Source organism: Helicovermis profundi (assembly GCF_033097505.1).
Lineage (GTDB): Bacteria > Bacillota > Clostridia > Peptostreptococcales > Acidaminobacteraceae > Helicovermis > Helicovermis profundi.
This window is the reverse complement of the sequence record NZ_AP028654.1, coordinates 2,630,028-2,645,427: the sequence shown is the minus strand read 5'-3', so window position 1 is coordinate 2,645,427 and position 15,400 is coordinate 2,630,028. Positions and strand designations below refer to the sequence as shown.

The following is a 15,400-nucleotide window of genomic DNA, read 5'->3' as shown; positions in this document are numbered from 1 at the left end:
TTTTATTACAAAAGGGGGAGTTGAAATTGAAATTAACGGTTTTAATAGATAATAACACTTTAATTGATAGATATTTTCTTGGAGAACCTGGAGTATCATATTTTATAGAAAGTGAAGGCAAAAAAATCCTTTTTGATCTAGGTTATTCTGATGCATTTATATATAACGGCGAAAAGATGAAAATTGATTTATTTAATATAGATTTTTTAGCTATTAGTCACAGTCATCTTGATCATACATGGGGACTTGAGCCATATATTAAAAGATTGAGCGAAGAACTTTTTGAAGGAAGAAATTTTAATAAATCTACTTTTATAGCTCATCCAAGAGTATTTGATTCAAAAACTTTTTATGGAAAAGATGAATTTGGAATAACTTTGGATAAAGAAAAAGTTCTAAAATATTTTAAGAATGCTATTAGCAAAGAGCCAATCTGGCTTACTAATAAATTAGTATTTTTAGGTGAAATACCAAGAGAAAATGATTTTGAATCAATAGAAAGTATTGGGAAAGTTCTTATAGATGACAAATATGAAGAGGATTATAATATTGATGACAGTGCCTTATGTTATAAGAGTGAAAATGGTTTAGTTATTATTACTGGTTGTTCTCATTCAGGAATATGTAATATTATTGACTATGCAAAAGAAGTATGTAATGAAAATAAAGTGTTTGATGTAATCGGAGGATTTCATTTACAAAATCCTTCAAAAATACAATTAGATAAAACTGTAGACTATTTTTCGAAACTAGGAGTTAAAAAAATACATGCATGCCATTGTACAGATTTAAAATCTAAAATTGAATTGTCTAAAGTGGTTGATATTGATGAAGTTGGCGTTGGATTAGTTATTAAGTATTAAATGGAGGATCGATATGAAATATACAAGTGTTTTAGTTAATAAAAATGAAAATATCGGTATTATTACCCTAAATAGACCTGAATTTAATAATACTTTTAATGTTCCACTTGCAAATGAACTGAACAAGTCACTTATAGAATTCGAAAATGACCCTAGTGTTAATGTAGTTATTATTAATGCTAGTGGTAAGAACTTTTGCACTGGAATAGATGTAAATGATTTAGAAGGAAAAAGTAATGTAGAATATTTAAAATGGGTAGAATTAATGGAAAAAATGAATATAACTATAGCAAATATGGGTAAGCCAGTTATAGCATCTGTTCAAAAGATAGCCGTTGCAAATGGAATTGGCTTAGTTGCAGCATGTGATTTAGCTATTGCTGCTGAAAATGCTAAATTTGGGGCTACTGCTATTAATGTAGGTCTATTTTGTATGGGACCAGCTGTACCTTTATCAAAAAGCCTAGGTCGAAAAAAAACTTTGGAATTAATTTTAATGGGAGAAATGATAGATGCATTTGAAGCTAAGAGAATTGGGCTTATAAATAAAGTTGTTCCAACGGAAAAATTAGAAGAAGAAACTCTTAAATATGCAAGGAAATTAGCGCTAAAAAGTCCACTTGCACTTCAAATTGGCAAAAAATCTTTTTATAAAATGGAAGATCTTGATTTTGAAAAAGCGTTAGATTTATCAAATAATCATTTTGCGACTCTTTGTACAACTGAAGATGCTCATGAAGGTGTTGATGCATTTTTAAATAAAAGAGACCCGATTTGGAAAAATAGATAGAGTGCCTATTTTAATAGTGAGTTTTGTTATAATATATTAAATTTAAATAAATAAGTTATTGAATATAAATATGAATATCGACAAATAATTAGTGTTTTTTTGAGTATAAAAAAAACGGAATAAATAGTAATGCAAAAATTGAAAATATTATAATAATCATAAGGGGAATATAAAATGGGAAAGAAGGTAATACATCTAAAACTGATGATGTATAGGGTTTTTGACTAAGGTAAGAGTAGTTTCCATTAAAAATAGTATTTATAATATAACAAACGATTAGATATAATAAACTATATTTGATCGTTTTTTTTAGTGAATTGAATGTAGGATAGAAATCATATGCAATTATCATAAATAGTAGAGAAATTAGTATAGCGCCATGTGACACAAAAAATCTTATATATATTATATTTGGAAATGTCTGCCCAAATGTATCTGGAGTAAGAAGTGCAAATGGAACTCCAGCAAATCCCCAAAAATAAAGCACTTCGAATAATTTATAACTTTTAAATAATAGCATAAAAATACAAAATAAAGAAGTAAGCCTACAAAGATAGATAGGTAGAGAATCAGAAAAAGAAAAAGAGTTTGTTTTAAAAATCCAAGCATATAAAGTTATAAATTGAAGTATCATAATTAATAATAAAATTAATCTGATGATTAAAGTAAGTTTTGGATACTTAATATATTTTTTAAAGATGAACATGAATACTAAAATTGTGGCTATAAGCATAAGAGAAATCTTATGATAAAATGAAAACAATTGAAAATCAACATAATTATTTTTGTAAAGATGAAATATATTAATAAATAAGCTTGGATTCATTGTTATTCCTTTCAAAAATTAAAATTCATTTAAGAATATTGTTAAAATTATAGCTTCTAGCCTTTAGATAAAGTAATTCAATAAAGACTAGAAAGCTGTAATTTGTTATAAATTGAACTATTTAATTTCTATAAGTTCATAATTTCCGCTAGAAAATCCTATTTCTTTACAATGCAAAAGTGTTTCTCTTCCATTTTCAAATAATTTTTTGTCGCTTTCATTTTGCAAGATATCTAAACACGCACTATCCATTGCAACAGGGTCAAGAGATGCGAAAACTCCGAAATTTTCAGCAATGGGATCCATATGTTGTCCCATACAGTCACATTCTTTTGTAATATTCATCATAAAAGAAATATATATATGGTTTTTATTAAGCTGGGCGCCGTATGCGTATTCAGCAACTTTTTCTCTGAAATTCATCGCACCCCAATCATTTGCTATAGCCCCAACTGGGCATACAGCAATACATCCAGCACAACCAACACATTTTTTATCGTCAATAATAGCGAAATCTTTTATTTCAATTGCATCAACATCACATTTTTTTACGCAAAGTCCACATGAAATACATTTATCCCCATTTACTGTAGGACTTAATACTGAGTGTTGAGCCATTTTTCCACTTCTTGAAGCAAAGCCCATAGCAAGTTGTTTTAAAGCTCCACCAAATCCTGCTAAACCGTGGCCTTTAAAGTGGCTTATAACTAAAATTTGATTATAATCTTCATATGCTGCTCCAAGTTTTACCTTATCAAAATATTTTTTATTTATTGTTACTTCATGCACTGCTTCTCCCATATCGCCATCAGCAATAATAATAGGAAGCCTTGTAAAACCATGTTCTTTTGCTAAATTAATATGACTATCTCTTGTAGTTCGGCTACCTCTATATAAAACGTTAGTTTCAATGAATTTAGAGTTAATATCATTTTCTTCTAAATAATCAATAATACCGTTATAACAAGAAGCTGGAACAAATGTAGTATTGCCTTTTTCTCCAAAATGAACTTTTATTGGTATATTTTTTTCAAGCTTAATAGATTCTGTATTAATAATGTTTGCTAGTAATTCTTTACCTATTTTGCTTAGAATTTCTGTATCACTACCTTTATATTTTTTGAAATATACTTTAGACATAAATCCTCCTATTTGTGCTGTACTAATTTAATTATATGCTATAAAGTCAAATAATCAATTGTTATTTTATACATTTAATTTTTAGTATATAATAATGTTGAGGTGAGATAAATTAAATGAATTTGATAAAAAATATATAAAAAAAGAGAGGATGTATGGAAATAGCGATATTTTTAATAATAATTTTTGCAGGATTTATTCAAGGTATTACAAGTTTTGGTTTTTCCCTTATAGCAGTTCCACTTTTAAGCTTAATATTACCACTAAAAGAATTTGTTCCAATGTTAATAATATATAGTTTAATAATGAATAGTGTCCTTTTTTTTAAGCTAGATGGTAAAGTAAATAAAAAGAGAATTATTATTTTAGTAATAGTGAGTACAATTTCAAGTTTTATTGGAGTTAGAATCTTAAACGTGATAGATGATAATTCATTAAAATTATTCGTTGGTATTATGATTGTATTTTCTTCAATTATTATGATGAAAGGCTATAGAGCTAAAATTAATAATGTAATAGTTGCTGATGTTTTCGCGGGTTTTTTAAGTGGTGTTCTTAATGGAAGTGTCTCTCTAAGCGGACCGCCAATAGTTTTGCTTTTAAGTAATGAAGATACGAATAAAGATACTTTTAGAAAAACGCTCACTACATATTTTTTACTTCTAAATATTTTGAGTTTACCAGCTTTTTTCTTTGGAAATTTGTTAACTATTGACGTTTTAAAACTTTCCGCTATAAATATACTAGCCCTATTTATAGGTATTTTTGGTGGCATAAGGACATCAAAAAGAGTTAAAGAAAAGCACTTTAAAAAAATTACTTTATTTTTAATATTTATAATGGGACTTATGAGCATTATTTCTGCTATTATTTAATTAAACAAAACGAAACAAAACACTAGCATATATATATTCATATAGGCTAGTGTTTTTAATATTATGATTGGTTTATTTATATAAAAACTATCTAAGTTTCATTTCAAAATCAAAGTTACTTTCCCAAGCAGCAAAAATAGGTCTTATGATTTGTGGTCCAATTTTTGATATAAATACGACTTTAGAATCTAAATTTTCTTTTTCAGAATTAATTAAATCTACTTGAGGACCTACTGCATCTATCTTAGTAAATCCTTCATTAGTACTAATAAATCCTTTTATTCTATAGCAATCTTTTTTTATTAAATCTATGAAATTTTTAAATTTGCTTCTATCAACCTTTTTATCAAAAGTCATAGAGAGTGTTTTTGGTTTGTTATCAACTGAATTAGACGTTTCGCCAAAATGCATAGGACTAATTTCTACAAGGTTTTTAGTAAGAAACTCCATATCATACTTTCCAAAAGTTGTTTCTTCTATTAATATATCAGGCTTAATTTCTTTTATAACAGATTTGATTTTTCTTATTTTATTTGTGTTAACTAAATCAACTTTATTTATTACGGCTAACTGAGAGTGAATTAATTGACTTTCTACAGTTTCAATTTCTTCAAGTTGATCTAAAAACTGCGGAGCATCGATCAAACAAATTGAACCTTTATAGTGCATTGCATTTGGCATCACAGAGTGAAGAGCATCAAGTATTTCATTCATATTTGAAGGATCAGCTAGTCCAGAGCCTTCAACTATAAGATATTCAACTTCTCTCTCTACCATTTCTTTTAGCGCACTAATAAAGGACAATTGAAGGCATGAACAATAAATAGAGCCCCTATTGACTTCAACAATTTCTAGTCCGTCTTTTTTTATAATTTCACCATCAATACCTATTTTTCCGAATTCATTTTGAATTACACCAATTTTAAGATGTTTATTATTTTCGAGTACATTTTTTAATAATGTTGTTTTCCCGCTACCTAAAAATCCGTTAATTGTAAATAAGTTTATTGGAGTTCTCATATTTTTATCCTCACTTTTAAAATAATAGTTAAAAAATTAACTTCATTAACATTCTACAACATAATTTTTAAAAATCAATAGTTATATTAGAAGTTTATAATATACTAACAAAGAAATTTTCAGAAAGTATAATTTATAATTTTTTTTGTGTACTAATTTACTAAATAAAAATTATTCGAAAAAAATGGAACTTTTTATAAAATTACTCGTCTAATCTATGAAAAGCAAAATAAAACTAATAATTATATGGAAATATGGAGGAAAAGATGAAAAAAATAATTACTTTAATAATGGTAGGATTAATGGTATTTTCTAGCATAGTGGCATTTGCGGATGTAAATGCAAATGTGCCTGTGCCAACCTTATATATTGGTGAAATGGATACTGTTAAACCTATGTTAATTTCAAATGATGTAGAGACTATAACTAATAGAAGTGAAGAGGAAAAATATACAATTTCAAAAGAAAATGATAAATTTACAATTACTATTATCGAGAATCCTTCAACGGGTTATCAGTGGAATTATAAAGTAGCTGATAAAACTTTAATTAAAGTGATAAAAGATGAATTTTCTTCTTCTACAAGCGGTTTAATAGGTTCGCCTGGAAAAAGAATTATAACTTTTGAAGTTAAAGAAGGTTCGAATACTGAAATAAATTTTAATTATTCAAGAAGCTGGGAAAAAGCTGCAATTGATAGTTTTATATTGAATGTTAAAAGTACTAACAATTTGTTAAACATTACTAATTTAGCGAAAGATAGTGAATCAAAGAGTATTTCAAAAATATATTACAATAATGAATTAGTAGCTTCTGATCTAAATGTAGTTAGAGAAAAAAATATTAGCTATTTACCTCTTAGAAATGTGTTTGAAAAAATGGGATATACAGTTAAATGGAATAGTGAAAATCATTCTATTTCAATTAGTAAGGGTGCAAGATGGACGGAAATTTATATAGATAAAAATTACTATAGTAAAAATAAAATGGCTCCTATTAAATTAAGTCATGCACCAATTATAAAAAATGGACTTACTTTGGTTCCAGTAGAATTTTTAAGTGTTATTTTTGAAATGCAAGTTAGTCTAAAAAATAAAAACTATTATATTTCAAACAATAATGTAGTAAGTCATATGGGATATGTAAAAGATATATCGGTAGATTCAAGAGGTAATACGAATATTACAATTTCTACAAAAAAAGATTCAAGAGAAATGATGGATCAAATTATTATTCATACAAATGGAGATTCTACGATTTTTAATAAATCGTTTAAAAAAGGAGACTTCATTAAAGCAATTTGTCCACCAGTTATGACAATGAGTATACCAGCTCAAACAAGCTCTTATATTATATATTAATAAATGAATTTAGAATTCTAATGTATTGAATAAAAAAGCGTAAAAAGGATTAATATTCCTTTTTACGCTTAATTTTTTTAAAGACTTTCTATTACTTCTAAGAATTTTTCAAGTGGTTGGTTACCAACTAAATCGTGATCTTCATTAATGATTATTTTTGGAACTCCACTAACATCGTATTTATCAGATAAGTCAGCGAATGTTTGAGCTTCAATCATTTCAGCTGTTACAAATTTATTTTCAAGAGCAAGTTTATGTGCTTTTGAAACTGCACCAGGACAATGAGGACATCCTAAAGTTACAAATACTCTTATATGAATTGGTTTATTTATTGCATCAACTCTTTTTTTCATTTCTTCTGGTAAAGCTTCACCAGTACCTGAAACTTCAAGTAAACCAGTAATTAAAGAATTGATTTCATGACCAGCAGGAATACCATTATATTTTACTCCATTATCTACATTGTTATGGTCAAGTAAAACAATAGCAGGAGTAAGTTCTACATTATATTCTTTTGCTTTTTCACTATCATCATCAATATCGTAAGTAATTAATTTTATTTTTGATCCAATTTCTTCAATTTCTTTCATAAATGAAAGCGTGTCAGCACATGAATCACAACTGTCTTTTTTAGTAAAAAGTGCAATTGTTACCTCATCCTTCATTGTGTCAAATACTTCTGTAAGTTGTTTTCTAATGTCTTCATTTAATAATGCCATTTTTTATTCCTCCTAGTTTGTTTGCTATCAAAATTTTAAATAATAGTAATCATAAAAAGTTTGATAATTTATAATGCGTTTATATATTGATTAGCAGAAAGAGCAGCTTTAGCGCCTTCTCCGCTTGATATCGAAATTTGTTTATAAGAAACGTTTGTAACATCTCCAGATGCAAATATACCTTCAATATTTGTTTTGCAAAGACCATCAATAATTATTTCGCCTTTCTCATTAAGCTCTATTAAATCTTTAAAGGGTTCGCTATTAGGGTTATATCCAATTTCAACAAAAACACCATCAGCTTTTATATCTATAATTTCCTTGTTTGATTTATTTAGTGCTTTGATTCCACTAACAAGTCTTTTACCGTAAATTTCTTTAATTTCAGTATTAAGATGGATATCTATATTTTCTATTTTTTTAAGTTTATCAACTAATATTTTTTCGGCTCTAAATTTACTTCTATGAACAATAATGACTTTGCTCGCTATTTTAGAAAGATCCATTGCAGCCTCAACAGCAGAATTTCCACCACCTGCAACTATAACAGTTCTATCAGCAAATAATGGGCCATCACATATAGCACAGTAAGCAACTCCTTTTCCTAAAAATTCATTTTCACCTTTTACATTAAGCTGTCTAGGTTTACTTCCTGTGGCTATTACAACAGCTTTTGATTTTAAAATAGTAGTATCATTTAAGATCAATGAAAAAACTTTGTTATCTTTTGTGATGTTAGTTACTTTACTATCCTTTTTTATAGGGATATCATAATTACTTATATGTTTTTGAAATTTCTTAGCAAGTTCTTCACCAGAAAGAGATTCATATCCTAAATAGTTTTCAACTGATGAAGTATCTAGAATTTGTCCGCCGTATTTATCGGCAATAATTCCTACATTTAATCCACTTCGTTTACTATACAGTGCACTGTTAAGTCCAGAAGGACCACCGCCAATTACAAGAATGTCATAAATGACATTTTCTGAAAGTGTATTTTTTTTACTGCTTATTGCATTTGAATCAATACTAAAATTTAAATCCATTTTTTCACCGCCTAATTTGTTATTAATATTTTTATTTATTTATAATTTTACAAATTGTTGACTCGCTTAAATTACCAAATAAAGCTCCAATTTCTTTTAATGTAAGTAAAGAATTTTTTCTAAAGTATTTTACTAGTGAATTTCTTCGTGATTTATTTTTGATTAAATTTTCAAAAGAAATATTTTCTTTTTCTAATATAGTTTGTAGAAAAGTATTGGCTTCTTTTAAACAAGAAATACAATTTTTATTATCTTCACAAAATATAATATTTTTATCACAAACAATATCTTTAAAATCTAATTTATCATCAAGAAAATCTTTATATGATTTTTTTGGATCAAAATCTTTGAATTTAAAAGTATTTAGTATCTCGTCTGAATCTAAGAGTGTATTAGAAATTTTATTATCAGAAATATAATGGCAGTAGCTATTCCATTTATTGTCATGACAATGTATTTTTTTTGTGTATTCAAGTAATTCAAAGTAATCTTTAATTAAATAACTTTTATATCTATCTTTAAATAATTTTCTATCGCATTTTTTGTACATAGAATAGGATATATTAATACTTTTCATAATTTTGGAAATATCACTTCCGTTATCAAAAATAATTAATTGATAGAAATTATTGTTAGTAAGGCAATATGCATATAATTTATAATCAAACTTAGATTTTGTTTTCTCTAAAATATCTAAAAACTTTTTTCTATCTTCATCACCAGAAAATAGATCAGTATCTACATTTGCATTTTGCGTAATGTAATATGTTCCAAAAGTGTTTTTATCTCTAGCTTTTCTTACCATATACCCACCTTACTAGTAAATAGTCAATTATTAAAAAATTGATTTCTTATATTCAATATACATTTGAAAAAACAAAAAGTCAAGTTCCGTCCCTACAGTTAACAAAATGTTCATAATTTCTTTAGATATTTTTATAGTATACTATATAGAAACTTGATATATCCATATGAAAATGTAATGATTACTATCAAAAAAAATGGATATGAATATTGTAGGAGGCTATTATGTCAAATAATATAATTGATGAAGCAAAAAGATGTTTAAACTGTAAGAATCCAAGATGTGTCAAAGCATGTCCAGTCGAAACTAATATCCCCGAAATGATAAATCTATTTTTAGATGGCCATATTAAGAAGTCTGGTAAAATGTTATTTGATAATAATCCACTTTCTGTTATATGTTCATTAGTATGTCCTCACGAATCACAGTGTGAAGGAAGTTGTATATTAGCGATAAAAGGAAAAGCTGTAAATATAGGTGGTATTGAAAATTATATTTCGGATTATAATTTAGATATTATTGAACTTAAAAAAGAAGCTAATAATTTAGGTGATGTTGGTATTATAGGCTCTGGCCCAGCGGGTATAACTATTGCTTTTATTTTATCTATGAAGGGTTATAATGTTACAATATTTGAGTCACATGATAAAATTGGTGGTGTGCTTAGATATGGTATACCTGAATTTAGACTTGCTAAAGATGTACTTGAAAGAATAAAAGTAAGACTTGAAAAACTTGGAGTTAAAATTAGACCTAATACACTAATTGGACCGGTTATAACTATCGAAGATTTATTTAGAGATGGTTATGATGCAATTTTTATTGGAACAGGAGTTTGGAATCCAAGAAAACTAAATATTAAAGGTGAAAGCCTTGGAAATGTTCACTACGCAATAGATTATTTGAAAAATCCTGAGGTTTATAAATTAGGAAATAAAGTATGTGTAATAGGTGCTGGAAATGTTTCTATGGATGTGGCAAGAACAGCGATAAGAACAGGATCAAGAGATGTAGCTGTACTTTATAGAAAAGGTGAAGATGATATACCAGCAAGTAAATATGAAGTTGATTATGCAAAAATAGATGGTGTTAATTTTGAATTTTATAAAAAACCTATTGAATTTACTAAAGATGGAGTACTTTATAAAAATATTATAAAAAAAGAAATTGATGGAAAAATAACATATATTGAAGAAGATGAAATAAAACTATATGAATGTGATTCAATAATAGTTTCGGTTAGCCAAGCTCCAAGGAGTAATATTGTTTCAAATTCTGGAGGAATTGATACTAATAAATACGGGTTTGTAACAACTGATAACTGCGGAAGAACAACTAGAAAAGGAATTTTTGCATCAGGAGATGTTGTAACAGGTGCAAGAACAGTTGTTGAGGCTGTTAAGTATTCTAAAGATGTTGCAAATGAAATAGATAAATTTATTAAGGGAGAAAAAAGTACTTGTGATATTTTATAGTATTTTTTAGAGGTGAGATCAATGAAAATTCAAAATAAAAGAAGAATTTTAATTGTTGCAACTGCTTTTGTTTTTATACTAGGTATGTTTTTGTATTCTGCAAATATTGAATATAAAAGATCTATTGCAGAGCAAAAACGTTTACTTCAAAATCAAATGCTTACTTTGAGTGCAAAGGTGAATCAGGCTGTAAATCAAAGTATTAGAAATGCAAGAGGTCTTATTGCATATGTAAAAATGAATCCAGATATAAATCAAAATGAGTTTAATGAGTTTTCAAAGAACTTACTTCCAAAAAGTGATAAAATTATAAGTCATTTAACATTAGTAAAAGGTACTACAATTAAATTTGTTTATCCTCTAAAAGGCAATGAAAATGCGATTGGCATTGATTTGGCTAAAGTTGATTCACAAAGTGAAGATATTTTAAAGATTAAAAACCAAAAAATAAGTATGCTTGTTGGTCCTGTTGATTTAGTCCAGGGCGGAAAAGGATTAATTAATAGAATGCCTATTGTTTTAAGTGACGGAACATATTGGGGACAACTTTCTTTAGTAATAAAATATAATGAAATGCTTAATATTAGCGGAATAAGTGAGTTTTCAAAAAAAAATAATATTAAAATTGAACAAATTCAAAATAATGAAAATTTGGAAAGTGTCATTTATTCTAATGTCTCTAGTTTCAAAGAAACTCCTATTGAAACGAAAGTAAATGTTGAAACTGGAATGTGGAAAATTTCTGCCGAATTCAAAGATGGCTATAATGGAAAAACTACTATTTTTTATTTCTTAATAATTTTAGGATTAATATTTAGTATTATAATTTCGTATTCAATAAATAATATTCTTATATCTAACATTAAATTAAAAAAATTAGTTGATGAAAGAACAAAAGATATTAATATAGTAAATGCGAATTTAGAAAAATCCTTGAGTGAACTAAAATTAACTCAGAAAGAATTAATAATAAGAGAAAAATTAGCAGCGCTTGGTGAACTTGTTGCTGGAGTTGCCCATGAAATGAATACACCTCTTGGTATATGTATAACATTAAATTCTTATATGGAAGATATTAGTTCAAAGATAAACAAGAACTTTTGTGAGAAAAATTTGAAAAAATCGGAATTAAGTGATTATATTAGAGATATTGTTGATTCAACAGAAATTATGCAAACTAATTTAGAAAAAACTTCAAAATTGGTTGTAGGTTTTAAAAGGTTGTCAACTGATCAAAATACGGAGGAAAAAAGAGTAATAAATATTAAAGATTACATTAATAAAATAATTAATGCTCTTTCTCCAATTGTAGAAAAAAATGGGTGCAAAGTCGATATAGATATAGAAAATAATCTTGTTTTCGAAACTTATCCAGGAATTATTTCACAAATTATTACGAATCTTATTACAAATAGCATATCTCACGGTTTTGATAACAAAGTTAATGGAAAGATTTTTATAAAAATAAGGCGTTTAAATAAAAATATTATTATTGATTTTTATGATAATGGTAAAGGTATTGATTCTCAGTATAAAGATAAAATTTTCAACCCTTTTTTTACAACCAGACGAAATGAAGGTAATATAGGACTCGGTATGCATATTGTATTTAATTTGGTTAATCAAAAGTTAAAGGGTACAATAAAACTAGTGGATAATGAAGGTAAGGGGGTACATTTTGAAATTATTTTCCCTGATAAAATTGTAGATAAATGATTTCTTAGTTTTATAGCTAGATAATTATTTTCAATATAAAAGAAGATATTTAATGCAATGTTAAATATCTTCTTTTATATTGAAGTATATGTTGTTAATAAAAGAAAAATACTATAGAATGTGTGTAGTTGGATATAGAAAAAAATTTATATGTAAAAAATTAGTCCATTTAGAGTAATAGGGAGAACTATGAAGAAAATAAATTTAACTAATGGTAAGGTTTCAACTACAATTTTACATTTAGCACTCCCTATAATGGGAACATCATTTTTGCAAATGGCTTATAATTTAGTTGATATGATTTGGATTGGAAAACTTGGTAGCAAATCAGTTGCTGCTGTTGGAACAGCAGGATTTTATTTGTGGCTCAGTATGTCTTTAATTAGGCTTGCTCAAACTGGAACAGAAGTTAATGTATCACAGTCAATAGGGGCAAAAAAATATAAAAATGCAAATATGTATTCTAATATGGCATTAAGAATGAGTTTAGTTTTAGCTATTATTTACGCTCTTATTTTATTAATATTCAATAAAGACCTTATTGGTTTTTTTAACATTAATGATACTTTAGTAAATACAAAAGCTAGAAATTATTTAATGATTATTTCAATTGGAATTGTTTCAAGTTTTATTAATCCAATTATTTCAAGTATATATAATGGTTCAGGAAATAGTAAAACTCCTTTTAAAATTAATTCAATTGGATTAGTTTTGAATATTGTTTTAGATCCTATATTTATATTTGTTTTTAATTTAGGAGTATCAGGCGCTGCGATTGCAACTGTAATATCTCAGGTTATAGTTAGTATTATTATGATAAGAAGTTTATTTATTAAAAAAATTCCTTTTGGAGGATTTGCTTTTGAAAGAAAAGTTAGTAAAGAATATTTCTATAAAATTTTTAAAATAGGATTTCCGGTTTCTCTTCAAAGTGCATCTTTTACAGTTTTTGCTATGTTTATAGCAAAAGTTGTAGCATCATTTGGACCGTCTGCAATAGCTGCTCAAAAAGTTGGTACGCAAGTAGAAGCTCTGTCTTATATGACCGCTACTGGTTTTTCTGTTGCTCTTAGCACATTCACAGGACAAAACTTTGGTGCTAAGATGTATGATAGAGTTAGAAGCGGAATAAAGTTTTCAGCAAAAATTATGGCGGGCTATGGCATTGTTATATCGTTAGTATTATTTTTATTTGCTAAATATGTATTTATGATATTTATAAATGAAGAGCCAACTCTTTCTATTGGAACTATCTATCTACAAATAATAGCTATATCTCAATTATTTATGTGTCTTGAGATAACTCTATCTGGTGCTTTTAATGGACTTGGAAAAACAATAACTCCTGCAGTGATTAGTATTGTTTTTACAGGGCTTAGAGTCCCTTTTGCATATATACTTTCAAGAAGCAATCTATTAGGAATACAAGGAATTTGGTGGACAATAACTATGAGTTCTGTTATAAAGGGGACTTTACTTGTAATATTTATGATTATGATGTATAAAAAAATTAATGAGAATTATTTTTTTAAGGGAGGTAGAATTAATGCAAAATAGATTTTCAAAATTACTTAGTATATCGGCAGCACATTTTATGAATGATTTTTATATGAGTTTAATAGCACCAATTTCATTTATTTTTGCTGAAAAATTTGGACTTAGCTTAACTATGCAAGGACTATTGGTATTTGTAATTATGGCATTTGGAAACTTGACTCAGCCAATTGTTGGAAATATAGTTGATAAAAAAGGGAAAACATATTTTATTATTTTATCACTTGTTTGGATTTCGTTTTGGATGAATATTACGGGACTAATAAATAATTATTATTTATTACTTGTTGTAGTTGGACTTGGAGCAACAGCGTCAGCATTATTTCATCCATTAGCATCTTCAACAGTAATTAATATTGGAAATGAATCAAAAGGGAAAATGTTATCTGTATTTATGACTCTCGGTACCTTGGCTGGTGCAGTTTCTCCTATGATTTCCATACCTTTGATTAAAACGTATGGATTAAGTAGTTTAACATATTTTATGATTCCTGGTTTTATTATTGCTTTATTTATGTATTTAACAAGAGTACAAGATATTGAATTTATATCTAAAAAAGAAAAGAAACAAATTAAAGAATCCAAATATATAATTAGCTCATATGCTAAAAGAATAATGTCAGTTTTGGTTATTATTTCAATGAATAGATCATTTATTAGGAGAGTTGGAGTTGCATTTGGCATTCAAATACTTCTTGCTAAAGGAACTTCTTTAAGCCTTGCAACTTTACTTTTAACTATTCATTTATTTTTGGCAGCTGGTGGAACACTTTTTGGTGGAGTATTAAACGATAAGTTTGGTAGTAGAAGAACTTTAGTATTTTTCAATATAATAGCAGGATCACTCTTTACAGTATTTGCTTTTTCTTCGGGTATATTAGCATTCGCATCTTTTGCAATGCTTGGAATGTCACTAAGTATTACTAATACATCTACTGTTGTTATGTCTCATGAACTTTTTCCTAAAAACGTTAATACAGGTTATGGATTTGTTGCAGGTCTTGCAACTGGTCTTAGTGGACTTGGTTTATTAATCCTTGGTAAATTTGCAGATATTTTTAACTTGAATTACGCTATAAAATTTATTTTACTTCCTGTTTTTATCTTAATTCTACTTAGTGTTTTACTTCCTAAAAAACTTGATGAAGATAAACTTAATGAAAGTATTGCAAAATAATAAAAAATCATTAACCTATTTAAAATATTTAGT

14 protein-coding genes are annotated in these 15,400 nt (G+C 27.1%); 8 read left to right on the top strand and 6 right to left on the bottom strand.

Going from position 1 to position 15,400, the window contains the following annotated elements:
* Positions 1-26 precede the first annotated feature (26 nt).
* Together AACH12_RS12020 and AACH12_RS12015 are read left to right on the top strand one after the other, a co-directional pair.
* A complete protein-coding gene (locus AACH12_RS12020; RefSeq protein WP_338535631.1) occupies positions 27-863 on the top strand; it encodes an MBL fold metallo-hydrolase in 837 nt (278 codons plus the stop codon).
* Between the two features lie 13 nt (positions 864-876).
* Positions 877-1,653, top strand: a complete 777-nt coding sequence (locus AACH12_RS12015) for an enoyl-CoA hydratase/isomerase family protein (RefSeq protein ID WP_338535630.1) — start codon at positions 877-879, stop codon at positions 1,651-1,653.
* 88 nt (positions 1,654-1,741) lie between these two features.
* Here AACH12_RS12015 and AACH12_RS14275 read toward each other — a convergent pair whose 3' ends face one another.
* Complete coding sequence (locus AACH12_RS14275) at positions 1,742-2,479, bottom strand: YwaF family protein (protein ID WP_422388920.1); 738 nt, start codon at positions 2,477-2,479, stop codon at positions 1,742-1,744.
* Positions 2,480-2,596: 117 nt separating this feature from the next.
* The gene (locus tag AACH12_RS12010) at positions 2,597-3,619 is read right to left on the bottom strand and encodes a DUF362 domain-containing protein (protein ID WP_338535629.1); all 1,023 of its coding nucleotides are present in this window, start codon (positions 3,617-3,619) and stop codon (positions 2,597-2,599) included.
* A gap of 155 nt (positions 3,620-3,774) precedes the next feature.
* Between AACH12_RS12010 and AACH12_RS12005 the strand changes: the two genes are divergently transcribed.
* A complete protein-coding gene (locus tag AACH12_RS12005) occupies positions 3,775-4,494 on the top strand; it encodes a sulfite exporter TauE/SafE family protein (protein WP_338535628.1) in 720 nt (239 codons plus the stop codon).
* A gap of 87 nt (positions 4,495-4,581) precedes the next feature.
* Here AACH12_RS12005 and AACH12_RS12000 read toward each other — a convergent pair whose 3' ends face one another.
* Positions 4,582-5,514 carry a CobW family GTP-binding protein gene (locus AACH12_RS12000; protein ID WP_338535627.1) on the bottom strand — a complete coding sequence of 311 codons (933 nt, stop codon included), beginning with the start codon at positions 5,512-5,514 and terminating at the stop codon, positions 4,582-4,584.
* Positions 5,515-5,780: 266 nt separating this feature from the next.
* Between AACH12_RS12000 and AACH12_RS11995 the strand changes: the two genes are divergently transcribed.
* A complete protein-coding gene (locus AACH12_RS11995; protein ID WP_338535626.1) occupies positions 5,781-6,875 on the top strand; it encodes a stalk domain-containing protein in 1,095 nt (364 codons plus the stop codon).
* A 77-nt stretch (positions 6,876-6,952) separates the two neighbouring features.
* Here AACH12_RS11995 and pdo read toward each other — a convergent pair whose 3' ends face one another.
* From pdo to AACH12_RS11980, 3 genes are all read right to left on the bottom strand, one after another.
* Positions 6,953-7,594, bottom strand: a complete 642-nt coding sequence (gene pdo, locus AACH12_RS11990) for a protein disulfide oxidoreductase (protein WP_338535625.1) — start codon at positions 7,592-7,594, stop codon at positions 6,953-6,955.
* Positions 7,595-7,662: 68 nt separating this feature from the next.
* Positions 7,663-8,640: an NAD(P)/FAD-dependent oxidoreductase gene (locus AACH12_RS11985; RefSeq protein ID WP_338535624.1), complete on the bottom strand. Its 978-nt coding sequence runs from the start codon at positions 8,638-8,640 to the stop codon at positions 7,663-7,665.
* A 31-nt stretch (positions 8,641-8,671) separates the two neighbouring features.
* Positions 8,672-9,445, bottom strand: a complete 774-nt coding sequence (locus tag AACH12_RS11980; RefSeq protein ID WP_338535623.1) for a transposase — start codon at positions 9,443-9,445, stop codon at positions 8,672-8,674.
* Between the two features lie 224 nt (positions 9,446-9,669).
* Between AACH12_RS11980 and AACH12_RS11975 the strand changes: the two genes are divergently transcribed.
* The 4 genes from AACH12_RS11975 (at position 9,670) to AACH12_RS11960 (ending at position 15,367) form a co-directional block, all read left to right on the top strand.
* Positions 9,670-10,920 (top strand): NAD(P)-dependent oxidoreductase, encoded by a 1,251-nt coding sequence (locus AACH12_RS11975; RefSeq protein ID WP_338535622.1) that lies wholly within the window; start codon positions 9,670-9,672, stop codon positions 10,918-10,920.
* 21 nt (positions 10,921-10,941) lie between these two features.
* Entirely contained in the window at positions 10,942-12,636 is a 1,695-nt protein-coding gene (locus AACH12_RS11970) for a sensor histidine kinase (RefSeq protein WP_338535621.1), read from the top strand.
* A gap of 189 nt (positions 12,637-12,825) precedes the next feature.
* Positions 12,826-14,193 (top strand): MATE family efflux transporter, encoded by a 1,368-nt coding sequence (locus AACH12_RS11965; protein WP_338535620.1) that lies wholly within the window; start codon positions 12,826-12,828, stop codon positions 14,191-14,193.
* A complete protein-coding gene (locus tag AACH12_RS11960; RefSeq protein WP_338535619.1) occupies positions 14,183-15,367 on the top strand; it encodes an MFS transporter in 1,185 nt (394 codons plus the stop codon). The genes AACH12_RS11965 and AACH12_RS11960 overlap by 11 nt, the downstream gene beginning before the upstream one ends.
* Positions 15,368-15,400 lie beyond the last annotated feature (33 nt).